General features: G+C 67.8%; 25 protein-coding genes. 13 read left to right on the forward strand and 12 right to left on the reverse strand.

The annotated features are described in order from the left end of the window. Positions 1-31: 31 nt before the first annotated feature. Positions 32-1,105 carry a transaldolase gene (tal, locus tag H5398_RS12770; protein ID WP_182800257.1) on the forward strand — a complete coding sequence of 358 codons (1,074 nt, stop codon included), beginning with the start codon at positions 32-34 and terminating at the stop codon, positions 1,103-1,105. A gap of 36 nt (positions 1,106-1,141) precedes the next feature. Here tal and H5398_RS12775 read toward each other — a convergent pair whose 3' ends face one another. Beyond that, positions 1,142-1,648, reverse strand: a complete 507-nt coding sequence (locus tag H5398_RS12775) for a helix-turn-helix domain-containing protein (RefSeq protein ID WP_182781214.1) — start codon at positions 1,646-1,648, stop codon at positions 1,142-1,144. A 174-nt stretch (positions 1,649-1,822) separates the two neighbouring features. After that, positions 1,823-2,674 carry a serine protein kinase RIO gene (locus H5398_RS12780; RefSeq protein WP_182800258.1) on the reverse strand — a complete coding sequence of 284 codons (852 nt, stop codon included), beginning with the start codon at positions 2,672-2,674 and terminating at the stop codon, positions 1,823-1,825. Positions 2,675-3,079: 405 nt separating this feature from the next. On the opposite strand from H5398_RS12780, the gene H5398_RS12785 reads away from it, so the two are divergent. The 4 genes from H5398_RS12785 (at position 3,080) to H5398_RS12800 (ending at position 4,846) form a co-directional block, all read left to right on the forward strand. Continuing rightward, a complete protein-coding gene (locus H5398_RS12785; RefSeq protein ID WP_182800259.1) occupies positions 3,080-3,217 on the forward strand; it encodes a hypothetical protein in 138 nt (45 codons plus the stop codon). Between the two features lie 59 nt (positions 3,218-3,276). After that, positions 3,277-3,630: a PadR family transcriptional regulator gene (locus H5398_RS12790; RefSeq protein WP_182800260.1), complete on the forward strand. Its 354-nt coding sequence runs from the start codon at positions 3,277-3,279 to the stop codon at positions 3,628-3,630. A 1-nt stretch (position 3,631) separates the two neighbouring features. Then, on the forward strand, positions 3,632-4,345 hold the full coding sequence (locus H5398_RS12795) for a hypothetical protein (RefSeq protein WP_182800261.1): 714 nt from the start codon (positions 3,632-3,634) through the stop codon (positions 4,343-4,345). 270 nt (positions 4,346-4,615) lie between these two features. Further along, entirely contained in the window at positions 4,616-4,846 is a 231-nt protein-coding gene (locus tag H5398_RS12800) for a hypothetical protein (RefSeq protein WP_182800262.1), read from the forward strand. A gap of 157 nt (positions 4,847-5,003) precedes the next feature. Here H5398_RS12800 and H5398_RS12805 read toward each other — a convergent pair whose 3' ends face one another. The 3 genes from H5398_RS12805 to H5398_RS12815 form a co-directional block, all read right to left on the reverse strand. Continuing rightward, entirely contained in the window at positions 5,004-5,528 is a 525-nt protein-coding gene (locus H5398_RS12805) for a hypothetical protein (RefSeq protein WP_220489428.1), read from the reverse strand. 86 nt (positions 5,529-5,614) lie between these two features. Continuing rightward, entirely contained in the window at positions 5,615-6,430 is an 816-nt protein-coding gene (locus H5398_RS12810) for an ImmA/IrrE family metallo-endopeptidase (protein ID WP_182800264.1), read from the reverse strand. Further along, positions 6,430-6,756 carry a helix-turn-helix transcriptional regulator gene (locus tag H5398_RS12815; protein WP_255443720.1) on the reverse strand — a complete coding sequence of 109 codons (327 nt, stop codon included), beginning with the start codon at positions 6,754-6,756 and terminating at the stop codon, positions 6,430-6,432. The genes H5398_RS12810 and H5398_RS12815 overlap by 1 nt, the downstream gene beginning before the upstream one ends. Before the next feature lie 397 nt (positions 6,757-7,153). Here H5398_RS12815 and H5398_RS12820 point away from each other — a divergent pair, with 397 nt between their 5' ends. Both H5398_RS12820 and H5398_RS12825 read left to right on the forward strand, forming a co-directional pair. Beyond that, positions 7,154-9,097: a DUF262 domain-containing protein gene (locus H5398_RS12820; RefSeq protein WP_182800266.1), complete on the forward strand. Its 1,944-nt coding sequence runs from the start codon at positions 7,154-7,156 to the stop codon at positions 9,095-9,097. 418 nt (positions 9,098-9,515) lie between these two features. Further along, on the forward strand, positions 9,516-9,920 hold the full coding sequence (locus tag H5398_RS12825) for a hypothetical protein (RefSeq protein WP_182800267.1): 405 nt from the start codon (positions 9,516-9,518) through the stop codon (positions 9,918-9,920). An 84-nt stretch (positions 9,921-10,004) separates the two neighbouring features. On the opposite strand, the gene H5398_RS12830 is transcribed toward H5398_RS12825, so the two are convergent. From H5398_RS12830 to H5398_RS12840, 3 genes are all read right to left on the reverse strand, one after another. After that, entirely contained in the window at positions 10,005-11,381 is a 1,377-nt protein-coding gene (locus tag H5398_RS12830; protein ID WP_182800268.1) for a hypothetical protein, read from the reverse strand. Positions 11,382-12,213: 832 nt separating this feature from the next. Then, positions 12,214-12,732 carry a thermonuclease family protein gene (locus tag H5398_RS12835; protein WP_182800269.1) on the reverse strand — a complete coding sequence of 173 codons (519 nt, stop codon included), beginning with the start codon at positions 12,730-12,732 and terminating at the stop codon, positions 12,214-12,216. A 380-nt stretch (positions 12,733-13,112) separates the two neighbouring features. Then, positions 13,113-14,036: an ankyrin repeat domain-containing protein gene (locus tag H5398_RS12840; protein WP_182800270.1), complete on the reverse strand. Its 924-nt coding sequence runs from the start codon at positions 14,034-14,036 to the stop codon at positions 13,113-13,115. A gap of 356 nt (positions 14,037-14,392) precedes the next feature. Here H5398_RS12840 and H5398_RS12845 point away from each other — a divergent pair, with 356 nt between their 5' ends. The 3 genes from H5398_RS12845 to H5398_RS12855 all read left to right on the forward strand — a co-directional run bounded on the left by H5398_RS12845 (position 14,393) and on the right by H5398_RS12855 (position 18,395). Further along, positions 14,393-15,949, forward strand: a complete 1,557-nt coding sequence (locus tag H5398_RS12845) for an endo-1,4-beta-xylanase (protein WP_182800271.1) — start codon at positions 14,393-14,395, stop codon at positions 15,947-15,949. 404 nt (positions 15,950-16,353) lie between these two features. Continuing rightward, a complete protein-coding gene (locus H5398_RS12850) occupies positions 16,354-16,968 on the forward strand; it encodes a hypothetical protein (protein ID WP_182800272.1) in 615 nt (204 codons plus the stop codon). Positions 16,969-17,102: 134 nt separating this feature from the next. Further along, positions 17,103-18,395, forward strand: a complete 1,293-nt coding sequence (locus H5398_RS12855) for a Fic family protein (protein ID WP_182800273.1) — start codon at positions 17,103-17,105, stop codon at positions 18,393-18,395. Positions 18,396-18,397: 2 nt separating this feature from the next. Here the strand turns inward: H5398_RS12855 and H5398_RS12860 are convergent, their stop codons facing one another. Then, positions 18,398-19,306, reverse strand: a complete 909-nt coding sequence (locus H5398_RS12860; protein ID WP_182800274.1) for a polysaccharide deacetylase family protein — start codon at positions 19,304-19,306, stop codon at positions 18,398-18,400. A gap of 93 nt (positions 19,307-19,399) precedes the next feature. On the opposite strand from H5398_RS12860, the gene H5398_RS12865 reads away from it, so the two are divergent. From H5398_RS12865 to H5398_RS12875, 3 genes are all read left to right on the forward strand, one after another. Further along, positions 19,400-21,061, forward strand: coding sequence for an NERD domain-containing protein (locus H5398_RS12865; RefSeq protein WP_220489430.1), 1,662 nt, complete (start codon positions 19,400-19,402; stop codon positions 21,059-21,061). A gap of 344 nt (positions 21,062-21,405) precedes the next feature. Continuing rightward, positions 21,406-22,338, forward strand: coding sequence for an N-acetylmuramoyl-L-alanine amidase (locus H5398_RS12870; protein WP_182800276.1), 933 nt, complete (start codon positions 21,406-21,408; stop codon positions 22,336-22,338). A gap of 5 nt (positions 22,339-22,343) precedes the next feature. After that, the gene (locus tag H5398_RS12875) at positions 22,344-22,805 is read left to right on the forward strand and encodes a fibronectin type III domain-containing protein (RefSeq protein WP_182800277.1); all 462 of its coding nucleotides are present in this window, start codon (positions 22,344-22,346) and stop codon (positions 22,803-22,805) included. Positions 22,806-22,853: 48 nt separating this feature from the next. On the opposite strand, the gene H5398_RS12880 is transcribed toward H5398_RS12875, so the two are convergent. From H5398_RS12880 to H5398_RS12890, 3 genes are all read right to left on the reverse strand, one after another. Beyond that, a complete protein-coding gene (locus tag H5398_RS12880) occupies positions 22,854-24,137 on the reverse strand; it encodes a class I SAM-dependent methyltransferase (protein WP_182800278.1) in 1,284 nt (427 codons plus the stop codon). Beyond that, positions 24,134-25,534: an FAD-binding oxidoreductase gene (locus H5398_RS12885; RefSeq protein WP_370586123.1), complete on the reverse strand. Its 1,401-nt coding sequence runs from the start codon at positions 25,532-25,534 to the stop codon at positions 24,134-24,136. The genes H5398_RS12880 and H5398_RS12885 overlap by 4 nt, the downstream gene beginning before the upstream one ends. A gap of 72 nt (positions 25,535-25,606) precedes the next feature. Further along, complete coding sequence (locus H5398_RS12890) at positions 25,607-26,038, reverse strand: DUF309 domain-containing protein (RefSeq protein WP_182800279.1); 432 nt, start codon at positions 26,036-26,038, stop codon at positions 25,607-25,609. Between the last annotated feature and the right edge of the window lie 5 nt (positions 26,039-26,043).

Below are 26,043 nucleotides of genomic sequence, written 5' to 3' on the forward strand. Positions count from 1 at the left end.
AAAGAGACCCCCACTCCATAGGAGGATTTCCATGACCGACCGCCTCAAGGCCCTCAGCGACGCCGGCGTCTCCATCTGGCTCGACGACCTCTCCCGCGACCGCCTCACCTCCGGCAACCTCGCCGAACTGATCGAGACCAAGTCCGTGGTGGGCGTGACCACCAACCCGACGATCTTCGCCTCCGCCCTCAGCGACGGCGACTCCTACGCCGAGCAGCTCCAGGGCCTCACCGACGTCGACGAGGCCATCCAGCTCGCCACCACCACCGACGTCCGCGACGCTGCGGACCTCCTCAAGCCCATCTACGACCGCACCGGCGGCTTCGACGGCCGCGTCTCGATCGAGGTTTCACCCGAGCTCGCGCACGACACCGACGCCACCGTCGCGGAGGCCCAGAAGCTCTACGACGTGGTGGGCCGGGAGAACCTTCTTGTGAAGATCCCCGCCACCAAGGCCGGCATCCCGGCGATCGCAGAGGTCATCGGCCGCGGCATCTCGGTCAACGTCACCCTCATCTTCAACGAGGCCCGCTACCGCGAGGTGATGGACGCCTACCTCACCGGGTTGGAGACCGCCGACGCCGCCAGCCGCGACCTCGGCACCATCCACTCCGTCGCGTCGTTCTTCATCTCGCGCGTGGACGCCGAGATCGACGCCCGCCTCACCAAGCTGGGCCGCGAGGACCTCAAGGGCAGGGCCGCCATCGCCAACGCGCAGGTGGCGCTGGGCGCCTTCGACGAGGTGTTCGGCTCGGAGCGCTTCGCCGCGCTCAAGGCCAAGGGCGCCAACCCTCAGCGCCCCCTCTGGGCGTCGACCGGCACCAAGGACCCCTCCTACCCCGACACGCTCTACGTCTCCGAGCTGGTGGCGAGCAACATCGTCAACACCATGCCCGAGAAGACGCTCAACGCGTTCGCCGACCACGGCGAGGTCGGCAGCCCCATGGAGGGCACCGCGGACCAGGGTCGCGCGGTGCTGAAGGAGATCACGGACGCGGGCGTCGACCTCGACGACGCGTTCCAAGTCCTCGAGGACGAGGGCGTGGAGAAGTTCATCGTCAGCTGGAAGGAACTCCAGGAGACGGTGAGGCGCGCCCTCGCCTGACGAGTCCCCCGGGGAGCGATCGTCGCGCGTCAGGGATCAGCCTTCGCCTCGCCCCTGGCGCGCCCGCCTCGAAGCGTCGGCGTAATCAGCCTGCTCAGCCTCGTACAGGCCAGCTCCGACGGCGTCCTGGGTGAGCTCATCGAGGGCGAGTCGGCGCCGAGACCGCTTGCGCTCCTGGTAGTCGAGCACGTCGCGCAACCGGACTCGACGGTGCCTCCCTGCGCCCGGCGACTCGTGCGGAATCTCGTCGGATTCCAGGAGCTTGACCAGCGTGGGACGGCTGATGCCGAGGAAGTCGGCCGCCTGCTGCGTGGTGAGGAGTTGATCGATCGGGGCGACGGTGATCGCTTTGCCTTCGCGCATGGCGTGTACGACGTCAACCAGGACCCGATAGGCCTCGAGCGGCAGCGCGACGGTCTGGCCGTCGGGGCCCAGAAGGGCGGCGGGTTCGGTGACCTTATCCAGAAATCGTGAGAGGTCGAGCATGGGCTCGAGGTCTTGTGGAGGCAGAACGGTCGTGCCGCGCGTCGTTGACTCGGTCATGACCCCATGCTAGCCCAATTCGCAATATTCGAAAAGGATCGCGACCCCACGAGCCACCTGGGCACTGGGTCAGCTGTAACACCTACTGCAACATTGGTGTTGCAGTAGGTATGACAGAACCGGTCGCTCTCGAGGTGGGTAGACCAACCATGAGAGCGACCGGTTCGCCGCCGCTCACCAGGCGTGCGCCAACACCTCCCCGAGGAGGTCGTCGCCGTCGACCGCCAGCCCCGCGCGGCTGAACCAGGTGGCCATGTTGGTGCAGTCGCGGTGGAGGAAGTCGAAGGCGTACGGGTTGGACGCCAGGTCCACCAGCTGCGGCACGTCGATGATGATCAGGCGCGGCTCGTCGTCGATCCCGGTGACCAGCGTGTTGTAGGGGCTGAGGTCGCCGTGGACGAGGCCGAGGCGGGCCATGGTCTGCATGGCGTCTCGGAGTTGCTCGAAGAGCTGCTCGACCTGCGGTTTCGACGGCCGAACCTGGTGGAGGCGCGGGGCCGCGGCGTCACCGTCGGAGATGAACTCCATGAGGATCTCCGTGCCGTCGATCTGCACGGGGTACGGCACGGGGACGCCGGCCGTGTGGAGGGTGACGAGCGCGTTCCACTCGGCGCGCGCCCAGAGGCCCGCCTCGACGGTGCGGCCGTAGGACGACTTCCGCGCGACGGCACGGGTGTCGCGGCTGTTGCGGATGCGGCGGCCCTCCGTGTAGCCGGTGTCGCGGTGGAAGAGCCGACGGTCGGTGGACCGGTAGCGCTTGGCGGCCATGACGACGGAGCGCGCCGGGTCGTCGGGCACGGCGCGTTCGAGCAGGGAGACGTCCGCCTCCTTGCCGGACTTGAGCAGGCCGAGGTCGGTGTCGACGGCGGCCGCGGCGGTCACCAGCCAGTCAGGCCAGGGCTCGGGTCCGCGGCAGAGCCGCTCGATGGAGTCCCAGGTGGACCAACGTTGGTTGTCTGCGAGGTTGTCGAGGTAGGCGGTGGTGGGGGCGTCGCTCCAACTGAACGACGACAGAAGGTTTGGCAAGGGTGGTTCTCCTGAGGAGGAGGCACCCGGCGGGAAATGTCAGGCGGCGGGGGCCTCAAGTGTGTGGGGGGTTGAGAAGGCATGCACAACAGCTTTGGGTGTCATCTCTCTCCTCCCTTCACGAGGCTTCCTGGATTCCTGGCGCGATCCGCGCACTCCGCTCAGGGTAACAAGGCAATCGCCTGAGGGCTAGAGCGAGCGGACGCACACCCGCGGGAATAGCATGGAAGTAGCCCACTCCACGCCACCCGCTCCCGGCATGGTCGTCCCTCGGGTTCGGCCTGGTCTCGCTCGTAGCGCTGGCCTGGCCGCTCCTGTTGAGCCGGACCGCACCGTCGGGTGATGAGGGCGAGGTGACGGCGTCCAATTCGCAGCTGCTGCCCTTGGCGTCGACCTCTCTCGCTGGTGGCGCTCGCCCTCGGCGTGTACGCCCTCAAGCGTGGGGACCGGCACTGGTCGGTGTGGGTCGGGCTGGTCGCGGGTGGCGTGACGGTCGCGTTCTGGCTGTGCTTCCTGATCGCCCACATCGTCTCCCCGGCCTGAGCCGCCCCAGCTGCTCGCAGTAGGTTGACCGGCTAACTAGTCAGGCGTACGATCTAGGTATGGAATCTGACATCGCATGGCCGAGCGAGTGGCTGCGCGGCGTCCTAGGTGTGTGCGTGCTGCGGATCCTCACCGACGGTCCCACCTATGGCTACGAGATCGCCGCTCGCCTCGCCGCCGCCGGCCTCGGGACGGTCAAGGGCGGCACGCTGTACCCGCTGCTCGGCCGATTCGAGGATGCCGGGTGGGTCGAGATCGAGTGGCGGCCCGGCGACGGCGGGCCCGGGCGCAAGTACTACAGCCTTACGCCCATCGGCCGGGCCGCGGCTGCTGATGAGGCCGCCCGCTGGGCCCACTTCACCGACACGACCCGACGTCTCACCGACTCCCTCGTCGACTCCAGGAAGGCCTGACATGACCGAGATCACCACCCCTCACGTCGACAAGCGCTGGCGCGAGGACTTCATCATGGCCATGCGGATGCAGGACGCGTCGGGCGAGCAGATCGGCGACGCGCTGGCCACCGTCGACGCTCACTGCGCTGAATCCGGCGAGTCCGCCGAAGTGGCATTCGGTGACGCGACGGGCTACGCGACAACGCTGGTTCCCGAGCCCGCCGCAGGGTCTCGGCTCGGATCGTCGTTCGTGGTGGGTGCGCTCATGGGTCTGCTCGGGCTCCTGATGGTTCCACGCGCCGTCGACGACTGGGCGGCCGGCACGCAGTTCGCCGTCACGCTCGGCGACATGGTGGCGCTCGCCGTCGTCCTCGGACTGACCAGCACCGTCATGGCCCTCCCCCGGCGCGTACTCCCGTGGCTCGCCAAGGCCAGGTACTCCGTGGTGGGCCTTCTGGGCGCGGCACTCATGGCGCTTCTCGTGCTAGCGATGCTCTTCCTCACCGACGTCGTGGCGGAGCTGGACTGGCGCCTCGCGCTCGCTGTTGGGATCGGCCTGCTGGTGGCCAGCGTGATCTCCACGTGGCGCGACCTCTCAACGCCGGACCCAGTGGCCGACCCGCGCTCCCCCGACTCCCCGCCCCGCCGGACCCAGTGGCTGGCAGCGTTGATGTTCCCGATCCTGACGCTCCTGGTCCTCGGGATCGACGCCCTGTTCCGGTTGGTCTTCTGACCCGCTGTTCCCCTGGGCGGGGCCGAGGAGTTCCGCGGGCAGGACGGAAGAGGTCACGAGACACCCAGCGACTAAGTCCCTGCGTCGGACTCCCTACACCGTGGATCGTGCAGTGGACACCGGAGCCAAGCATGATCGGTGACCGATTCGCCTTCTCGAGGATCCTCAGGACGCTTGGCTGTTTGCAGGACACTGCCGCCAGCCATGCTCCGCCCCCGCTCCAACGCAAGCGCTGACATGCTCAAACGGGTTGTCATTGGAGGCACACTCATGGAGGTCGTCGACAAGAAGAGCGCGTTTTCGGTCCTGGGCCAGCCAGAAATGCCAACTGTCCCACTGCTTCTTGTCGAGCCATTCAAGACGAGCCGCCTCGAACTCGTCCTCACAGAGCTGGAGGTACCGGTGTCGCGCATGTCTGTGCTCTTCGGTGCCCTTTGGGAGGCGCAGGAGGTCGTCGTCGACGCTCCATTACCGCTGGATGTACAGGTTCCCCAGCTCTAGCTGTTGCCGGCGATTCCCCTGACGCAGTTCGATCAGCCCCGACACAACACCAACAACAGCCACTACTAGCGTCCCGAGCCCGAGCCAATCAGAGATCTCCACGAGCGAATGCTAGAGCGTTTCCTGGTCAGCGACGTCTCGAACTGGATCGGTAGGGCTACGGCCAGCAGGGGAGAACCATGAGCCGGGTCTGATCCAGCGGCGGCAGGCCGTCATCGAGGCCGCGGAGCCGCTGATAGAGGTCACGCATCGCGCCACGGTCTGGGAGATACTCGCTCCCTGCAGCCTTCTCGAGCACTGTGACAGTTCCGACCAGCCAGATGGCGCCCACCTTACGGCCGGCGCGGCGAAGCCGATCCAGGCGACGCGCTTCGCTGCCAGCCAACTTCCGACCCCCGCCGTCGCCGATCAGAACGTACACATCATTGCCGCCCTCGGCCATCACCACCGCATGGGCGATGACCATCACCTCACCCAGGTCTTCGCTTCGACGGATTCGCCGCTCAACGGGCATCCCAGAGATGCGGTTCACGGCGGTGGCCAGCTCATCTGTGACGTCGTCGGAGAGCACCTCCATGTAGCGCGGCTCCAGCTTCCTCCACACCTGGCCCGCAGCTTTGAACCGGCTGTCGGTGCGCGACTTCCGCAGCACCTCGTCACGCACCGCCTCTGGGGCGCTCAAGGGACCGAGAGTTGCGATGAGGAGCCGTTCCTTGTTGACAGAGAAGAAGTTGATGCCAGGGCCAGCGTCAATGATCGGCCGCGTCACTACACCGAGTCCGCATCGTCCAAGCCGCTGAGGTCTACCTCGACGTCCGGCAGGTCCGAGGCGGCGATCCCCGCCGGGTCATGTTCGACGGGAGCGATCCCGGCCTCGGCGAGTTCCCAAACCACCGACTCGACGGGCAGACCGCGCAGTGCAGCGATCTGCCGGGCTGTCACGACCCCTTCTGCATAGCCATTGATCGCCCGGGCAACCAGCCGCTGAGGCGCCCGCACGCGATCCGAGTCGTCCTGCAGGGAGGCGTAGTAGTCGCCCCATCCGAAGCGGGTTGCGAGGACTGGGGTGTAGACGTTCATCCACGCCTCGCACATCTCGGCGGTGATGTAACCCGCCTGCCGTAGGGCAATCGCTGCGATGGCTGGCGACACCAGGAACCGCTGAACCACATCCGAGAGGTCTGCCTCAGTGGTGACTTCCCGGTCGCCCAAGAACTCCCCGATGGCTTCGGTTGGGATGAGGAGGTGACGGGCGAAGGCGTCCGCACGCTTCTCTTCCAAGGGCCGACCACCCGGGGGGACATTCCAGTCCTGGAAAGCTACGTGCCCGAGCTCGTGCGCCAGAGTAGAGCGTTGCCGCATCGGGTTTCGGGTTCGGGCGACGCCGATGAACACCCGGTCTCTGGCGGGGTCGCGCATGGTCAGGCCGTGTTCGTCGGGTCCGACGTCAAGGACGGCAACATCGAGTTCGGTGGTCTGCTCGATCAGGGCAACAAGGTCGCCCAGAGGCTGGATTCCGAGACGGTGCGCACGACGGAACTCCCCGGCCGCCTCAGCTGCCTGATGTTCGATGTCGGAGGCCATCACTGCGCCGCAATGGCCTGGTCGTCGAGGTAGGCGTCGAGTTCCATGAAGTGCAGGAGCCGCTGCCGCATCGAATCCATGTCTGCGCCGTTGGTGGCGCGGGCCGCGCACTGCACGCGGTCAGCCACCGCCGATCTGGTGAGTTGGGCGACCGTGCAGCCGGTGGCGTCGGCGATCAGCAGGATCTCGGTCATCTTCGGCTGGCGAGCGCCAGTGAGGATGCGGTTCAGGGTGGGCTGCGAGATGCCGGTCTCGTCCGCCAGCGCGCGCTGGGACAGTCCGGCGGCGGCAAGAGCGCCTCGGATCGTCGCCGTCATGTCCTCCATTACCAGCTCCTGAATCATTTCTTGGAAATTGATTCAATCCTAGCTCAAGGCCGGTTCCCAGACCAGCTCCAGGCTCTCCGACTCTCGCCGGGCGCAACCGAGGCTGACCTGCGCCAGACAGCCACTGGGTGGGGCTACCTACCGCTTGAACCACTCGCGCAGCTCAGCCGCCTGCTCAGGCGTGAGGTGCCGGCGGTCGTAGGGGACTGACTGCCAGCCCTGGCCCGCAGCCATGCCTGGACGGTCTTGACGCTGGCACCGAGTTCGACTGCCAACTGCTCGGGTGTGACTGTGTGATGCGGCTCGGCCATGCCGCGAGACTACTCAGCCCGAAGCCCGCAGGAGGACCAGCTGGCCGGGCTAGGGTGAGAGGAGGTCGACTGCTACGGGGGACGCGGTGAGGGTAAGCACCATTCTGGATCACATCGATGACGGCGGGATCGCCCTCCCGGAGTTCCAGCGGGGATACGTCTGGAACCGGGACCAGGTCCGCGGACTCTTCACCTCGCTGTACCGCGGGTACCCGGTGGGAAGCTTCATGACGTGGTCGACGGCGGCTGAGACGACAGCGGCGCGGGGCGAGCCGACCGACAGGGACGGCACCATCAAGCTTCTCCTGGACGGTCAACAGCGCGCGACAACGCTGTATGGCGTGATCCGCGGACGCGCGCCCCGCTTCTTCGAGGGCAACGACTCGACCTTCCTTGGCCTCTACTTCAACGTCGTCGACGAGACGTTCGAGTTCTACGCGCGACAGAAGATGCACAACTCCGCTGAATGGGTCTCGGTGCCCGACCTCTTTGCTGACCAAGGCAAGTACTTCCAGCAGGTGTTGACCCTCGATACGCCCGAAGCCCGCAAAGGCGAGTACGTGAAACGCCTAGCGCAGGTCACAGGCATCGGTGACCGCGACATGCACGTCGAGGAGGTGACCGGGGCCGACAAGACCATCGACGTCGTCGTGGACATCTTCAACCGGGTGAACTCGGGCGGGACCAAGCTCTCCAAAGGCGACCTCGCGCTGGCCAAGATCTGCGCCAGTTGGCCCGAGGCACGGCACCAGATGAACGAGCACCTGAGGTACTGGCGGGAGCGCGGCTATGACTTCAGCCTGGACTGGCTGCTTCGTGTCGTCAACGGGATCGTGACAGGGAAGGCGCGGTTCACCGCTCTTGCCGACCGTCCCGTACGCGAAGTGCAGACGGGGCTGGGGCTGGCCTTCACCTACGTGAATCAGTGGCTGAACGTCATCGCCGGACACCTCGGGCTTGACCACGCACGGGTGCTGTTCCCGTTCCCGCTGGTCGTGCTCGCGCGGCACATGCACAGGAACGGCGGTCGCCTGCCGGACGCGTCCGAGCAGGCGCGGCTCCTCTACTGGTACATCCACACGGGCATGTGGGGCCGCTACGCGTCCTCGACCGAGACCTACCTCACGCAGGACCTGGAGGCGGTCGACGTGGCGGGGGTCGAGGGCTTGCTCCGCCTACTGGAGCTGTCGCGCGGCGACCTAGCCGTGCGCCCCGAGGACTTCGCCGGCACCAGCATGGGTGCTCGGTTCTACCCGACGCTCTACATGCTGACCCGTGTCATGAAGGCCCGCGACTTCGGCACCGGCGTCCCCATCTCGAACGCGCTGCTGGGGAGGCTCAACGGTCTTCAGGTTCACCACATCTTCCCCAAGGCCAAGCTTTACGCAGCCGGCTACCCGCGCGGCCAAGTCAACGCCATCGCGAACTTCTGCCTGATCACTCAGGACACGAATCTGCAGGTGAGTGATGCCGATCCCGCGATCTACATGCCCGAGATCGAGTCCCGTGTTCCAGGTGCCCTGGCCAGCCAGTGGGTGCCGATGGAGGATCACCTGTGGCAGATCGACAACTACCCCGATTTCCTTGCTGCCCGCCGCGAGTTGCTCTCCACAGCCGCGAACTCCCTTCTGCAGAGATTGCGTTCGGGGCGGCTCGACCCTGCTCTAGTCGGCCCCGGACCGGTAGAGGGTAACTACCCGGTGGTCGTCGGCGACGATGACGCCGCCGATACCCGCAACCAGGAGATCGACGCTCTGGTCGAGTGGCTTACGACCCAGGGCTACGCGGAACCGGAGCGCGACCTTGAGATCGCGCACCCCGACACGGGGAGGGTGCTGTCCATCGCGGAGGCTGTGTGGCCACACGGGCTGCAAGAGGGGCTGGGCGAGAAGGTGGTCCTCGAACTCGACGAAGACGACTTCGACGAGGACGCCTTGGCCGCGTTGGGCTACCGGGTCTTCACCTCGATTGCGGCCCTGCGCGAGTTCGTGGAGCGGTCGAGCGGCGAGGAGTCATCTGCTTCTCCCTGAGTTGCCCTGGGGCGGTGATCTCCATCGGTCCGTGGTGTCACGGCGACAGTCGGTACGCTGCGGACATGGGCAGGTGGGCAGCAGTGGCCGAGCACGTTGGCCGACCCACATGACGACGAACCGCGACAGAGTCCTCAACGCGATCAGCACCTCGTTGCAGCCATTGGACGACGACCAACTCTCACGGAGATGGGGTGTCGCACCACGACAGGCTGTGAATATGATTTGCCGCCAACTGGCCAGAGAAGGCACGCTGCGGCGGACTGTGGGACCCGACGGCAAGATCGTGAACGGACTCCTGTCGGGGCCTTCCACTCTGGCAGCCGACCACGCGATGAGGATCACTTCACCCGCAGACTCGAGTGACGACACGGTGGAGCCTGGCCCCGGCTTGCCGGGCGCCTCCCTGGAGCAGCGGATGGCCGAAACCGTCATGCTGCGACTCCTCTCCGAGTCGCTCGGAGTGCAACTGCGCCCGCGTCAGCTGCGCCATCCCTCGGGGGCACGGGTGGAGGTGGATGGAGCCGATGAACAGCTCACCACCCTGGTCGAGTGCTGGGCTCACCAGGGGCCGGCCAAGGTGGCCCAGAAGAGCAAGTTGGTCACCGACGCCGTGAAGCTGCACTGTGTCGCCCAGTCCCTCAGCCCCGCCCCGGAGAGGCTGATCCTATGCGTCAGCGATCCGGCCGCCATCAAGCATCTTCAAGGGTCTTCGTGGCACGGAGCCGCAATCGCCTACCTGGGCGTCAGCCTGGAGGTCGTCCAACTTCCGCAAGATGTCGTCGTGGGCATCGTCGCTGCCCAGAAGCGCCAGTACCGCTGAGCGGCAGGCCCCGATGATCTCCAGCATCGCTGGGGGTTCGCCGATCACGGCGGGGAGGCGCACTCGGCCCGGCCTGGCCTCCGGTCAGCTTCCCTCGTGGGGATCGTCCTCAGTGCGCTCCCCTGTGACGGGCGGGTTCTCCGCCTTCTTCTTGAACAGCCCACCCAGCGCACCCCCGACCGAGCTCGCTGCCCCCTTGATCGCCGCCCCGGCCTGCTGCGCCGCGGCCGCGGCCCGGGGCTGGTCCGGGACGCCGTCGCCGTCGATGTCCACCGCTCGGAACACCTCGGTGGCGCGGCTGACCCCTTGGCCGCCGAACCGCTTCGCGGCCGCAGCGCCTTCAGCGCCGGTGGCCGCCGCCTTCTGGATGACCTCTCCGGCTGCGTGCTTCCACCTCTTCGCGTCTGACGCGTTGTGTCCCGACTCGATGCCGAGCGCCTCCCGGAACGTGATGACGCCGGTGGCCAGCTGGTTGCTGGATCTGACCGCGGCGGGTGAGTCGAAGGGGTGAAACAGCACCTCCGAGTTGGCCTTGCTGATGGTCTCCCTCATCTGGGTCAGGACCCGGGCTGTGCTGCGGGCGATGAGGTCGAGGCGGTTGCGTCTCGCGGCAGCGAGTCCCAGGCGGTGGCTGTCGAGGTCCTCAGGTGAGACATCGAGCACTCGATCGAGCTCCAGCACTGAGGCCGCATCCTGGAGTTGGAAGGTGCGCGCGAGCACCGTCAACCACTCCCGGACCCGCGGCTCGGCGGCCTTGGTCTGCTTGGCGAGGTCACCCAGGTCGTCGGCGTTCTCGAGCTTCCCAGCGATGGCATCAAGCTGACGGAGCGCGTATGCCTGCGTCCGTGCGATCGTCATCGACGTGGCCTGCACCTTCGACCAGGTCACCTCCGAGACCCTCCCCACCTGCTCGCGGACGGTGAACGCTTCCTCGATGATCAGATCCACGCCGATCATGTCTGCCAGAACGGCGTCCTTCTGGCCCCTGAGGATGTCGTCGACCTTCTCGTCGATCTCCTGCAGGTAGTCGACAATCCGGTCCATCTGCTGCTGCATCGCCTGCTGCTGCATCATCGTGGACAGTGCCGACAGGGCGAACGGCCCACTGAGGAGCACGCCGGGGGCCTTCGAGATCTGGAGCCACTGCTGGATGTCGCCGGGCTTGCCGATCATGGCATGGCTGACGCCGGGCGTCTTGGTGGGCATCAAACCGAAGTGCTTGATTGCCTCAGCCGACTCGGCGGTGAGCTTGACCCAGCGGCCGGAGTTGGCCGCGAACTCGGAGCCGATCTGGATCGCAGCACCTCCCCCACCGAGAACCGACCCGAGCCGGCGCACGTCTAGGACCTTTGGCTTCACTCGGTCAAGCCCCTGGTCGAGGAGGAACCGCTCGACATCGTCGGCACCGCCAACCACAGCCAGACCCTCGCCGTCGCTGATCAGTTCGACGCCGCTACCCATGTCCGCTCCTCATTGCCCCTGTGACGGCGGCTGCTGTCACACCTTGCGGGCTCTGCCCCGAACGCTACCGGCAGCGGCGGGGCGCCGCGGCAGCGCGTGTGACGTGATTTCCGTACTGCTGAACTCGTGCCGATCGCACTCCCGCATAGCGACTGTGGCATCGGCTCCGGAACAACTGCGCACACTGCGCCCCGAGGTCGCCCAGCCCCCCGGTCCACGCGTCCTCACTGACTTCAAAGCTTCGGTGGGTTCGCTTCCTAGCTCAGCGGCCCAACATGTTGCCGTGCGCCGACGACGGCGGCTTGAGCGCGCATTCGCGGGGCAACCGTTCGGCACTTTCCTTTGAACAAGTCAGTGAATATCGCGGTGAATTGGAGGCGATGCTGGCGGGTGAGGGTGCGGCCCCAGCGAGTGCGGAGTGCTCGGGTCGAACCAGGGACCTTGCTGCACCGCCAGAAGCGGATGCTCAGGACGATGATGCTCCGCAGGTGGGGTCTGGCTGGCTGCGATGGTCCTGCCTCGCGAGGTAGGCTGGGCCGCACAGTAGGCTCTAGTCATGCTGCGTCGACTCGACCTCAAGGACCCCTGGCGGTCCCTGGATAAGGGCTTCTGGCCTGACGACCTTCCGTTGGGGTGCAAGGCCGTCGTCTACGGACACAACGGGAGTGGCAAGTCAACCCTGTCCGAACTGCTACTCAGTCTTGCCGAAGGCGCTGGCGCGACCGGAGTCGTTTGGGAGGACGAAACCCAGCGCCGCACTAGCGTAAGTGCCGGCGGTGCGGCTCCTTCGCCATCCATGGCGGTCTTCACTCGCAGGTGGGTCGAAGCCAACCTATCGGAACGGTCCCTTCGGATGGCCGACGGTGTTCTTCTTCAGCTTGCTGCACGACCCGTACTGCTCCCACCACGGTTCCTCCGTCGCCACCGGCGCCGCGAGTGGCGCAACGCTCTCCTGAGGCTCCTCGCGGCAGACGACGGTGACCACCGAGCCATCCGGACCTGCGGAGGCTATCTGCGCGGCACGGTAGTCGGCCTGGCGGGGGTGCGCGGGATAGCCGTCCGTCGAGTCGTAGCGAGCGATCGCATTGCCGGCCTCCACCTGCAGCTGGCCCAGGTCGACTCCGCTCTCGGTGATGACGTAGCGGAGGAGGCGCCCGTACGAGTCGCGGTCATTCTGCCCCTCCGGCAGTTCGAGGGTCACCACCTCGCCCACGGACACGACACGTCCGATCGCCATCGATGCCTCGTCGTGGCCGCACTCGCCCCGCTCAGGGGAGTCAATGCCGATGAGGCGGACGGTGCCCAGGCTTGTCTCGACGGTGTCGCCGTCGATGACGGCTGAGAACGTCACCGGAATCTGCGTGGGTTCGCTGATGACGGGCTCGGTGGCCGACGGAACTGCCGACTGCGATGGCGAGGGAGCGATGCGCTCCGAGCCACCTGCGGCCGATGGGGGACGAGCCGAAGCGCCGACTCCCTCCGCGCCGGCCTCATCACCCGCAGGACGCGAGTCTGGAATGCAGCCGCCCAGACCGAACGCCAACAACGCCACCACGACTGCCAAGCACGACACGCGCGCGCTTCTCATCTCTCTCCACCCCCGTTGAGAGCCCCCGCCCGCGGTTAGCCGCTGGGCGGGCCCTCATGGCACCGACAGTAGTTCACCCGCCACGTGTGCACCGGTAGATCCAGAGATGCTGCTCGCGAGCCGATGGCCGTGCCGTCGACGCCCTAGCGCAGCGGTCTTCCACGGAGGTGGGCGGACACGTCGCCGTGGCCGAAGTGGTCGGCCCACACCGCGGGCGTCATGCCGAACTGGGCATCGGCCAACTCCCTGTCGGCCCCATGGTCCAGCAGAAGCTCGACGATTGCCCGCTCCCCGGCCGCGGCCGCGTAGTGCAGTGCGCTCGGGTTACCCACATCGACGGCGGCGCCATGCTCCACCAGCGCCCGCACCACGTCCCAGCGTCTGAGTCCAGCCGTCTCCGCCAGCAACGAGACGGGCACCGCCGCCCCGCCGTCGAGCAGCCGCGACACCTCGTCAGCATCCCCCCGCCTCGCCCCCGCCACCAGCGGATCCAGGCCGTCACGCTGGGCGCGGTAGAGGTCGCGCAGCAGGCAGATCTCCGCGCCGTGGGCGATCACCTCGCGGTTGATGTGCATCAACAACGCCGCCATCGACTGGTCGGCATGGTGCTCGCCCTTCGGCCCGAGCGGTCGCAGGAGGGTGTCGTCGTCGAGGGCCGCCACGCCGTCGCGCCAGAGGCCGTAGGCCTGCTCCAGGAACGCCAGGGCCTCATCCGCCGTGGCAGGCAGTGGCTCGGGCCACCAGCGCGGGTCGAACATGATGGCGTCGTCGGTGGGAAGGGTGCCGACGGGGAGCGACGGGTCGCCGAAGAAGGCGCGGGCGCGCTTGCCCAGCACGTCGCGGCCCACGTGCGCGATCCGCCACGCAATGGTGGTCACCGGCGGCACCGGTGGCTCAACAGGCAAGGACTCCGGCTGCAGGGCGCCGTCAGCGTCGGAGCGCAGCGTCCAGGCGCCGTCGGCCGGCTCCCACCAGTACTCGTCGTCGGTGAGCCCGACGAGTCGCGGCCAGAGGTGAACCGCCCAGTAGAAGTCCAGCTGGTCGCGCAGCGTCTCGCCCCATGTCATGCCCCGACGGTAGCCGCGACGGCTGTCGCGCGCCGCCCGGATGGATCACTCACCGAGACCGAATCTCGATCGTCGAGGCGGAACCTGGGGTCAACGATCGGCCATTTTCTGCGAAAGCCCTTGACGGACGGGACACCCTCCTCCTAGGGTCGTATTAGTTTGGTACTGAACGAAAACTAATTAGCACCATGACTACCGGCCAGCGCAGGCCTAGTCAACCCACAAGTGCAGCCATGGCATCCGGACGCCTGGCTCCACCGACGGGCCATTTCAGAGAGGACCACCCTTTGTCCACCAACCGTTTTTCGACACGGACCCTCAGAACCGCAGGGCTCGGCGTAGCCCTTGCTCTTGCCATGTCCGGGCTGGCGGCGCCTGCCCACAGCAGCCCCGACGACGGCCTGATCCCACCGCTGAAGGACGTCTACTCCGACTACTTCAAGGTTGGCAACATCTACTCCGGTCAGCAGACGTACGAGGACGGCTCGCCCAACTGGGCGCAGGTCGAGCGGCACTACAACATCATGACCGCCGAGAACATCATGAAGCCCGACCAGCTGCTGCCGAACGCGAACATCAACACGGCCACGGGTGAGTGGACGTTCAACTTCGGCCCCGCCGACTACTTCGTCGACGAGAGCCGCGAGCGTGGCATCGACGTCCACGGCCACGTGCTGGTGTGGCACAGCCAGTCGCCGTCCAAGATCTACGGCCTCGAGTCTGAGGACCCACGCGCGCAGGCCAAGGCCAACATGGAGCGCTATATCAAGGAGGTGCTCACCCACTTCAAGGATCGGATCGTCTCCTGGGACGTGGTGAACGAGGCCTTCGTCGACGGCCTGGACACCTTCGACCCCGCCACCCAGAACTGGGAGGACTTCCTGCGCGGCAACCCGAAGGACTACAGCTACTCCGGTTGGTACAACGCCTACACCATGGACATGGATGAGGAGGCGGGCGAGCGCCCCGGCGACTTCATCTACGACGCCTTCGTCTTCGCCCGCAAGTACGGCCCCGAGGCCAAGCTGGAGTACAACGACTTCAACGTCTTCCAGTCCGAGGGCAAGGCCAAGGCCATCCTGGCGATGGCGACGGAGCTGAACGAGCGCTACGCCGCCGAGTACCGCGAAGACGAGCGTCAGCTGATCGAGGGCATCGGCCTGCAGTCGCACAACTACATCAACCAGACCCCGGCCTTCGCCTGCGCCGACCTGACTCGCCTGCCCAAGCTGGTCGACGAGGACGCCGCGGAATGGCAGCCCGGCGCCTGCTCGGACCACGCATCCGTGGAACGCTCTCTGCAGCTGATCACCGAGGCGGGCTTCACGGCCAGCGTGAGCGAGCTGGATCTGCAGGTGTGGGAGGCGTGGGACGCCGAGCCGCAGGGCACCAACGGCCCCTACTACGATCTCGACGACCCGGAGGCCAAGGACCTCATCTCCAAGCCAGGCGCCACCTACTGGGTGGGCAAGATCGGCAAGCGCACGGAGCTGGAAGCCATCCAGGCGCAGCGCTTCGCCGAGTACTTCGCGGTCTACAAGAAGTACTCGCAGGATCTGGATCGCGTCACCTTCTGGGGCCTTACCGACGCCCTGAACTGGCGGCGCAACCACAACCCGCAGCTGTTCAACGGCGACTTCTCCCAGAAGCTCTCCGCGCCGGCTGTCGCAGATCCTGAGGGGTTGCTGGGCCTGGACAAGCCCATCACCGACGTTTCGGGACTGTTCGAGGCGATCGACGAGGCAAGGGCACTCGACGTCCGCGGCAAGCACTACACCGGCAAGAGCATCGGCGCCTTCAAGAGCGAGATCGGGCGGGCCACCGCGACGGCTCACACCGGGGAAACCCAAGCTGAGCTCAACGCGGCAGAAGAGGCACTCCTCGCCGCTGAGGCCGGACTCGAACTGAAGTAGTCCCACTCCCCTGAAGCGCCCGCGGCCATCGCCGCGGGCGCTTCTCGTTGCGCGACCGGCGGCGGCCACGTCGCAGATAGCGGGGCTTGCCCGGAGACACCGCACACTTCTCGCTGTGGGGCTGACCGCGTGCATATGCACAGGGAAAGCTCCACAGCGAGAAGAGTGTGCCGGTCACATCCCGTTCGCCTTGGCCAGCCATGTCCCCCGGCGTGCGCCGGTCAGTGGGTCCGCCAGTCCGTGTCCGACCTCGTCGATAGACTCCGACGAGTCAGATCAGTTGAGCCCAGGCGCCACCACAGGCCGGTGCCACCGACTCACCCGACGCAGGCGTCGCGGATCAGCTCATGAACTGGCCGGCACCCGGACCGCCGGGCGCACGGGATACCAAGACGGGGGACTCCATGGCAGCGTTGGCGAAGAAACTGGTCATTCCGATAGTGGCGGTAGTGGTCGTTGTGGCGGTGGTTGTCGTGGCCTTCGTCGCGGGCCAACTCACGCCCAAGCTGTTCGCGCTGGGCAGCGAGTCCGAATCGACGGACACGCGCGTCATTCAGTCCATCACCCGCGAGGAGCAGGTGGTGCTCCTCAGCCTGGGCATCCAGGGGATCTCCGAGAAGACCGAGCGGATGACCTTCCTGGGCGTGGACGTGCCGGGGAGCAACAGGGCGTCGTTCGTGCAGTACTCCTTCAACGCCAAGCTGGGCATCGACGGCCGCGACGTCCGGATCGACCCCATCGGCGAGAAGAAGTACCGGATCTCAATCCCTGAGTACATCTTCATCGGCCACAGCAACGAGGACTTCAAGCTGGTGGCGGAGAACAACGGCGCGCTCAGCTTCATCACGCCCGAGAACGACCCCGTGGAGATGATCAACAGCATCCTCAGCGAGGACGCGCAGGCGGAGTACATCGAGAACAACGAGGAGATCCTGCGAGAGCAGGCCCTTGCGTTCTACTCCGGGATCATCACGGGCATCGACCCGGAGATCAGCATCACCTACGACTTCCGCCAGTGATCGCGGCCCCCTCAGAGGGTATGCGGAGTGGGCGGGCTGGTCCCGAAGAGATCTTCCCTTGCATGGACCGCCTGTGCATTAAAGGTTAGACAACTATCCTTTAATCTACTGCCACTCTATGAAAGGAAACAGCGATGGCCGGGTGGGAGGAGGCGCGCTGGGAGTCGAGCGTCGGCTCCGGGGTCCCCAAGTCCGCACAGCGGTCCGGCGCCTACCGACGGTACGTGCCGGACCTGCTCGATGGAGTGGGCCTGGCCCTCTCCGGCGAGCTGTCCCGAACCGTAGCCGGGGTAGAACGGAGCATCCGCGCACTCAACGCACCCAGCGCCGAGGGACTGGCCGGGATCGCGAGGTTCCTCCTGCGGTCAGAGGCGATCGCCAGCTCCCGGATTGAGGGCATCGCCCCCTCCGCGCAGCAAGTGGCCCTCGCGGAACTGGGTCAATCGGAGACGGTCCGGGGCATCAGTGAGCAGGCCACACTGGTCGCCAACAACATGACCGTGGTCCGCGCGGCCACCACCGCCCTCGCGGACGCCGACACCCTCACCGTTGACGACATCGTCGAACTCCAGCGCGCACTCCTACCCGATGAACCGCGTCACCACGGCCTACGCACTGTCCAGAACTGGATTGGCACGTCGAGTTGGACCCCGATCGGAGCGCTCTTCGTTCCCCCGGCGCCCGAGCGCGTGCCGACCTTGATGGCGGACCTCGTGGACTACCTCAACGGCGCCGCGCACTCCCCCCTCATCCAGGCCGGGGTGATCCACGCCCAGTTCGAGACGATCCATCCCTTCACCGACGGGAACGGCCGTGTCGGTCGGGCGCTGATCCACACCGTCCTCGCGCGCCGCGGGCTCACGAGCCGGGCACTGCTGCCCATCAGCCTCGTCCTTGCCACGCTCAGCGACCACTACATCGACGGCCTGACGAGCTTCCGCCACGACGCCCCCGCGGGCAGCGCGGAAGCCAGTGCCGCAGCCAACGAATGGCTGCGGACGTTCGTCGGCGCCGCCTCCGTCGCAGTGGAACAGTCCAAGGTGCTGGTGGGCAGGATCGACGAGCTGCGTCAGTCGTGGACCGATCGGCTGACTGCCCATCGCATCGCCATTGGCCTGCGCTCAGCTCCGCGCGCGGACTCCGCCGTCGCCCGTTTGCTGGCCTCGCTGCCGGAGGCACCGGTCATCACCGCGACGACGCTTGCCCGCACCCTCGGCGTCTCCTACCCGGCGGCCAACTCGGCTCTGGACGAGCTGACGCAGGCAGGAATCCTCACCGCGAGGTCGATCGAACGCGGCGCCCAGGCATACATCGCCGGGGAGATCCTGGATCTGGTCACGATCTCCGAGCGTGGGCTGGCCAGCACCCAGTTCGACACCCGCATCTCACCGCCGAGCAGAGGGGTCCCCGCACTGCCACACGGGTGACGTCAGCCGATGGCCGGGAGGACGTCGCGTAGCCGGGCGAAGGTGAGCCCGCCGTCGAGCAGGCGCGGCAGCGCCTCGGCCAAGCCGTCGGCTGTGCCGGATCCCGGCCGGTTGAAGTGACCGATGCAGATCGAACCCGCCCCGGCGGCGCCCATCGACTGCCTCACCTGCGCGGGGGTGAAGGTGGCGCCGGCGTCAGCGTTGACGTCGAAGTTGACCACCCGCTGGCCCAGTTCGGCGACGATCTCCACCGCCACGTCGTCGACGTGGGCCGTCCCCGAACGGAACCACAACGGACGAGCGCCCGTCAGCTCAGCCAGCCGGGCGTGCCCGCCCATCACCTCGTCGAACACATCCCCCACCGACGCCGTCCCGGGAATCCCGTAGGCCTCCGCCCCGCTCACCGAGAGCGGCTTGTGTGCGGTGCCGTGGTTGGCGAGCTCGAACAGCGGATCGTCGGCCAGCTCGCGCGCAATGCCCGGGTTCGCGTCGATCCACCGCAGGTTGAGAAACAGCGTGGCGGGCACCGCCAGCCGTCGGAGCACCTCGATCAGCGCCTCGTCGTAGCCCGAGCCGTTACGCCCACCGCAGGCATCGAGCGTGACGACGGCGGGCTGAGCCTCACTGCGCAGCACCACTCCGTCGACCTCCAACCCCCACTGGGTGGGGGTGCGGCCGTCGAAGCGGGCGACGATGTCGTCGCGGGTGGGCAGCCGCGCTGGCCCCGACGGCGAGGGGCTAGGCGATGAGGACTCAGGGCTGGGCGACGCGGTCGTTCGTGTCGATGACGGGGAACCCGACGGCGGGACGGACTCCACCGCCCGCGGCGACTCCGACAGCGACGGCGCCGCAGCGCAGCCGGCCAGTCCCGCCAGGCCGAGCCCCAGTACCCCTCGTCGCGCAATCCGCATGCGAGATTGTGTCACGGCGGCACGCTGCCCCCAACCGCGGAAGTCGGGCTGCCGGGGCCACCGATGCGCGACCCGCGGGCTAGCGTGTCCCCCATGACCCCACGGCTGGTTCCCTCCGACCCGCGGTTCACCACCGAGTCCGAGCGCGTCGTCTGGGAGCGTCTCCGCGACACTCTCAACCCCTCAGACACCCTCATCGCCAACCTCCGCCTCACCGACGTCCACAAGGACCATGAGGCGGACCTCGTGGTGGCCTTGCCCGGCGTGGGCGTGGTCGTCGTGGAGGTCAAGGGCTCCGGCATCGCCTGCACCGACGGCGCCTGGACCATGACCCACGACGGCGTGAGCCGCCCCGTCGAACCCGTCGGGCAGGCCCGCGACACCAAGTACGCCATCCGCGACTACGTGGAGTCCGACCGCCGCTGGGCAGACAGCTCCCACCCGAAGGCCCGCTTCCTGCACGCCGTCGTCACCCCCTTCACCGAACTCCCCGCGGACCTCCACCTCCCCGACTGCCCACGCTGGATGCTCCACGACCGCCGCGACCTTCCCCGCCTCGCCGAGCGCCTCGCCCACGTCCCGGCCGGTTTCGAGACCCACCGTCGACCCCCCTCCGAGGACGACTGCGCCACCATCGTCGACATCCTCACCGCCCGCGGCACCAGCGCCGTCGCCTCCGTGATCGACGACGCGGACGAGCGCCAGGCCCGCGCCGACCGCCTCACCGAGGACCAGGCCCTCGTGCTGCGCGTGACCCGACTGCTCCGGCGGGTGGAGATCCGCGGCGGCGCCGGCAGCGGGAAGACCGTCCTGGCGCTCACGCAGGCGCGGCAGCTCACCGCCGGGCGCAACGGCCACCAGGAGAGGGTGGCGCTGGTGTGCTACTCGCTGGGCCTGGCCAGCCACTTCAGCCGCGAGGTGGCCACCTGGCCGTACAAGCAGCGGCCGGCGTTCGTCGGCACCTTCGAGGCGTTGGCCAACCAGTGGGGCATCGCCTCCGGCGACCGCGACGACCCCGACTTCTGGGAGCACCGCCTCCCCCTGCTCATGGCCGAGAAAGCGGCCGAGCTGCCGCCCAAGGCGCGCTTCGACTCGTTCGTCGTCGACGAGGCCCAGGACTTCGCCGAATCGTGGTGGAAGCCGCTGGTGACGGCGCTGCGCGACGAGGAGGACGGCGGCCTGTTCCTCTACTCCGACGAGAACCAGCGCCTCTTCCAGCGCTTCGGCCGCCCGCCGGTGCCGCTCGTGCCGCTGGTGCTGGACCACAACCTGCGCAACACCCGCCAGATCGCGGAGGTGTTCAAGCCGCTCGCCCCGCTGCGCATGCGCCTCCAGGGAGGCGAGGGCTCGGAGGTGGTGCACGTCCAGGCAAGCCCCGACGAGGCCCTGGGTGTCGCGGACGACCAGATGGACCTCCTCTACGACGAGGGCTGGGCGCCCGGGCACATCGCTCTGCTGACCACCGGCCGACGGCACCCCGAGCAGGTGTCGCGGCAGGACGAGGACCCGCAGCAGAAGACGTACTGGGACTCGTTCTGGGACGAGGACCTTCCCTTCTACGGACACGTGCTGGGGTTCAAGGGGCTGGAGCGTCGCGCCGTGGTGCTGTGCATCAACGAGGACGGCACCAGGGAGCGGTTCAGGGAGCGGCTGTACGTGGGGTTGTCGCGGGCCACCGACCGCCTGATCGTGGTCGGCGATCTGGACGCGATCGCGCACGCGGGCGACGACGTGGTGCGCGCCCTCCGCGGCTAGCGGTGAAGGGGACTTCGACACCTCGTCAGGGGCCTCGCTGGCTGTGATGTGCGCCTCGTTGGGAGCAGGCCGCTCCGGACCCCATTTTCGGTGTCGGATCCCGGAGGGTAGACCGACCCCGAGACACCACCCTAAAAGGGGCCTCCTCCCCCGGAGGAGTCCTGAGACCCCCGCCTAGGGCTCACATCCGCCGCACTGACCACCCGAGTCGTTCCTGCCCTCCCGCCCTCACTCCAGGCTGGCCCGATGCGCTGTCGCTCGGCAGCGCGACTGTGCTGCGGGTTGACTTGGGGGACCAGATGTCAGTTGCTCGTAGGTTCGTCGCTCGTGTGTTGGCTGTCGTGGTGGCCAGCACCGCCATGACGGTGGGGTTGGTCGTCGATCCGCCGCTCGCCACCGCGGCCGGTCACCACCGGACGCTCAACGACACACGAGCGTTCGGCTCCGCTCCGGTCACTCCAGACCACGCGATCGACTACTTCGGTCTGGTCGCAGACCTCGACTCACCCAACGGCAGCCTCGTTGGTCAGGGCGCCTCCCCGTTCGGTGAGGTCCGGTTCCTGGTGGACGGCCGCTGGACGGCCTGGCAGTCGCTCGATCTGGACGGCGCCCAGGCGGAGGGCCAGTTCACCGGGTCCCTGATCGCGGTCGATCACGCCACCGCCTACCAGGTTCGCAACCTCCCCAAGGGCGCCCACAACTGGCGCGCGGCGGCCATCAACACCACCGACGGCCCGGTCGAAGCCGCCCCCGCTCAGGCGGCGAGCGAGGCACATGCCGTCACCGCCTGTCGCTCGCGGGCAGACTGGGGCGCCGACGAGTCGATCACCGGGTGGGAGCAGGGCGATGTCCGCGAGTTCTTTCCGGCGCAGGTCGTGACGGTCCACCACACCGCGACCTCGAACACCTCGACGCAGGACTATTCGGCGACCATGCGGGCAATCCTCACCTACCACGTGAAATCCAACGGATGGTCCGACATCGGCTACCAGTACCTCGTCGACCGGAACGGCATCGTCTACGAGGGACGAAGCGCCGGAAGCACCGTTTCCTGCCTGGACGGTGGCGGCGACGGCTCCGACTTCGCACACCAGGCGGGCACCGGCAACATCGTGACCGGCGCCCACGTCGGGACCTACAACAGCGGCAACATCGGGGTGGCGCTCATGGGCTGCTTCAATGCGTCGGGAGGATGCACCGGCGACACGACGGTGCCCGCCGGCAGTGTCGCGGGCTGGAGTCGCTGCTGGCCGATCTTGCCGATCGGCACTCGCTGACCCCCATGGGTACCGTCGAGTACGTCAACCCGGTCACCCAACTCGAGGCGACCATGCCCACGATCACGACGCACCAGGACTGGCCGTCGGCGGCCACTGCCTGCCCCGGCGACAACCTCCACCCCCAGCTCCCGACGATCCGTGAGGCCGTCGCACAATTGTCGGCACCCACGGCGACGACGGTTCCCGCCGCCCCATCCAACCTGGCCGCCATCGCGATCTCGAAGAGCCAGATCGCGCTGACCTGGGCGGACAAAGCAAGCGACGAAGACGGCTATCTCATCGAGCGCTGCAAGGGCGCTACCTGCACGAACTTCGCGCAGATCGCCTCTGTCGGCACGGTCACGTCATTCACCGACACCCGGCTGGCGGGCAGGACGACCTACCAGTATCGGGTTCGTGCCTCCAACGCGGCCGGAGTTTCGCAGTACTCCAGCATCGCCTCCACCACCACTCCGAGGAAGTGACCCGCCGGACCGGTCACCCCGCCACGCCGTCGTCGCCCCATCTGACGATCACCAGGTAGGGCGCAGGGGGAACCCGTTCGAGCCGTCGTCGGCTGTCCTGACCGCCAGCACCTGGTGCAGCTGGACGTTGTTGCGCTCGAAGTTGAGCCGCGACCCCGCCATGTACAGCCCCCAGGTCCGCGCCGTCGGTTCGCCCGCCGCGGCCACGCAGAGATCCCAGTTGTCGACCAGGTTGCGGCTCCACGCGGTGAGGGTCCGTGCGTAGTGGTGGCGGAAGTTCTCCTCGTGCATCACCTCCAGGCCGGCGTCCTGCGCGTCCTTGATGATGGTGCCGGAGCCGCTCATCTCCCCGTCGGGGAAGACGTAGCGGTCCAGGAACGGGCCCATGTCGGCGTGCCGGTTGTGCCCGACGGTGATGCAGTGGTTGAGCAGCCGACCCTCGGGGCGGAGGCGGTCGCGGAGGAAGGCGAAGTAGGCGGGATAGTTCCGCACCCCGATGTGTTCGGTCAGCCCGATCGAGCTCACCGCGTCGAAGCCGTCCTCCGCGACGTCGCGGTAGTCCGAGTGGCGGACTTCGGCAAGGTCACCGAGTCCGTCGCGGTCGATGGCCTGGGCGGCCCAGGACGCCTGCTCCCGGGACAGGGTCACGCCGAGGGCCTTGACGCCGTAGTGCTGGGCCGCGTGGCGGACCATGCCTCCCCAGCCGCAGCCCACGTCGAGCAGCCGCATGCCCGCCCGGAGCCCGAGCTTGCGGCAGATCAGGTCGTGCTTCTCGGCTTGAGCCTCCTCGAGGGTGGCGTCGTCGGTGGGGTACACCGCGCAGGTGTAGGTCATCGACGGACCCAGGATGTACTCGTAGAAGGCGTTGGAAACGTCGTAGTGATGTGAGATCGCGGCGGCGTCGCGCGACTTCGAGTGGCGCAGGCCCTTGACGGCGCGGCGCCACGGCGGCGGGTTCTCCACCGACGGTGGGGGCGGCGGCCTGAGGGAGGCCAGCCCAAGCCCGCGCACCAGAGTGAGCACCTCGGCAGCGCTGGGGATCCGGAACTGCAGATGGTCCTGCATCACCTTGAGCAGCTCGTAGGGGTTGCCGGGATGGACGCCCCGCAGCACCAGGTCACCGGTCAGGTACGCCCTCACCATGCCCAGCTCGCCGGGAGCCGTCAGCAGGTAGGCCAGGCCGCGTTGGTTGCGCAGCTCCAGCTCGATCGCCGCGTCAGGGGACCCGGCTGAGCTGCCGTCGTAGGCCGTGAAGCGCACCGGCATGCCGTCGCGTACCAGCGAGGCGATGGCGTCCGCGATCGGCGTTCTGGGGTTCTGAGTGGGGGTCATCGTCTCCGCACCGCCTTGTCGTAGAGGCTGGTCAGCCGGTTGTCGGGGTCGTAGCGGGCCTTCACGGCCGTGAGGTTGGGGCCGCCGTAGAGGCGGTCGAAGGTGTCCGCGTCGTAGAAGGCCTCGGAGTACAGCGACTTGTGGCCACCCAGGGCGTGCACCTCATGCTCGATCGCCCGGTTGCGCGGGCGCTGGCCGGCGTCGGGGCCGACGCGCACCCCGCCCCAGAAGCCGACGTTGACGTAGGTGGTGTGGCGCTCCAGCGGATAGGTTTGCCAGGGGCGCGCGCTCCCGGCAGCCCCGCCGGCCTCCGACGCAGAGGCCCTCAGCCGCAGCGGACAGAGCCACACCGGACGCATGCCGACGGCGCCGTCGAACCAGGCGAGGAACTCGGCAAGCCGATCCACGGGCACCTCGACGTCCTGGATCACCCGCTCCATCCGCGGGCGGCGGGCCAGGGCGTCGAGCCGGTCGGTGAGGCGGAGGCGCTGGTCAAGCCCGACCAGCCGGTGGTAAACGTCCGAACGGCGCCACCGGCGCGGCCACAGCCGGCGGACCAACGGCCGCTGCAGGCCGAAGGCGGCCGAGCACCAAAACCAGTCGGTGTCCCAGCGCCACAGGTAGTCGTACATGCTCAGCTGGTCCGTCGCCCGGGCGCGGAGGGACAGGTAGTAGGCGTCCTGCCCGGTGTAGTCGCTGAGGGGCCCCGCTGGCCGGTCGGTCCAGGTGGCGAGCGTCAGGTAGTACTCCCCCGGCTCGAACGCCACGCCGTCGATGGCGTCCACCCGGGTGCCGTCGTGGGCGCCAGTGGCGACGATGTCCTCGACGGTGGCCGCCAACTCCGCCGCGACGCTGAAGCGGACGTGGCGGAGGGCGACATAGCCCGGCACCTCCTCCAGTTCAATGAGCAGGCGGGTGGCGTAGCCGAGCGAGCCGTACGAGTTCGGGAACGCGTCGAAGAGATCCTCGCCGGGACGGGTGGTGACCACCTCGCCGGCGCCGGTGAAGATGTCCATCTCGAGCACCGACTCGTGCGGCAGCCCGCTACGGAAGCTGGTGGATTCGATCCCGAGCCCACTGACCGCGCCTCCGAGGGTGATCGTGCGCAGCTGCGGGACGACGAGCGGGATGAGCCCATGCGCCAGGGTCGCGTCGACCAGATCCTCGTAGGTGCACATTCCCTGGACCTCTGCCGTGCGCGCCACTGGGTCGACACCCAGCACCCCCGTCAATCCGGAGACGTCGAGCCCCCGCGAGGTGGTGGCGGCCCGGGGCCGGAAGAGGTTCGAGGTGGACTTGGCAAGGCGCACCGGGGCTCCGGCGGGGATCGCCTCGTGCGACGATCGGAGCCGCCGCATGGCCTGCTCGTGCTCTGCCCGGGCGCGTGACGCTGTCACAGGGCCCAACCTAACCCCGATCGGTCCCCAGCTGGTCGCCCACGCTGAAGTGGCGGACCTTCCTCGAGCGGCTCAGTCCTCAGTGCTCTCGGCTGCCTGCCGCAAGGCGCAGGCCACGACCTCGCCGAGGTCCAAGCCGTAGGACGGCCCCCCGCGGGTGCGGTAGGCATCCACCCGGGAGGAACCGCGCTCAAGGAGCCGGGCACCACCGACGTTGTTTCCGCGGGCGGTGTGGGTCAGGCCGACGCAGATCTGGGCGAGTCCCTGCCAGAGATCACGCTCTTCGTCCGGGCCGGCCTTCCAGCGGGCCTCGAGAACCTCGTGTGCAGCGAACGGCCGACCCTCCGCGACCAGGCTCCTGGCCAGCTCCACCGACTCCAACGGAGGCAAGGGCTCCTCGGACACCGGCTCAACACCCGCGGCCCCATAGGGCAGGGGCCGGCCGAGCGCGTCACGAGGGCGGGCCTGGCGGGGCCGACCGGCGTCGTCGCGGTCGCGGATCATCGCCT

Origin of the sequence: Tessaracoccus sp. MC1679, assembly GCF_014164775.1 — a bacterium.
Classification (GTDB): domain Bacteria; phylum Actinomycetota; class Actinomycetes; order Propionibacteriales; family Propionibacteriaceae; genus Arachnia.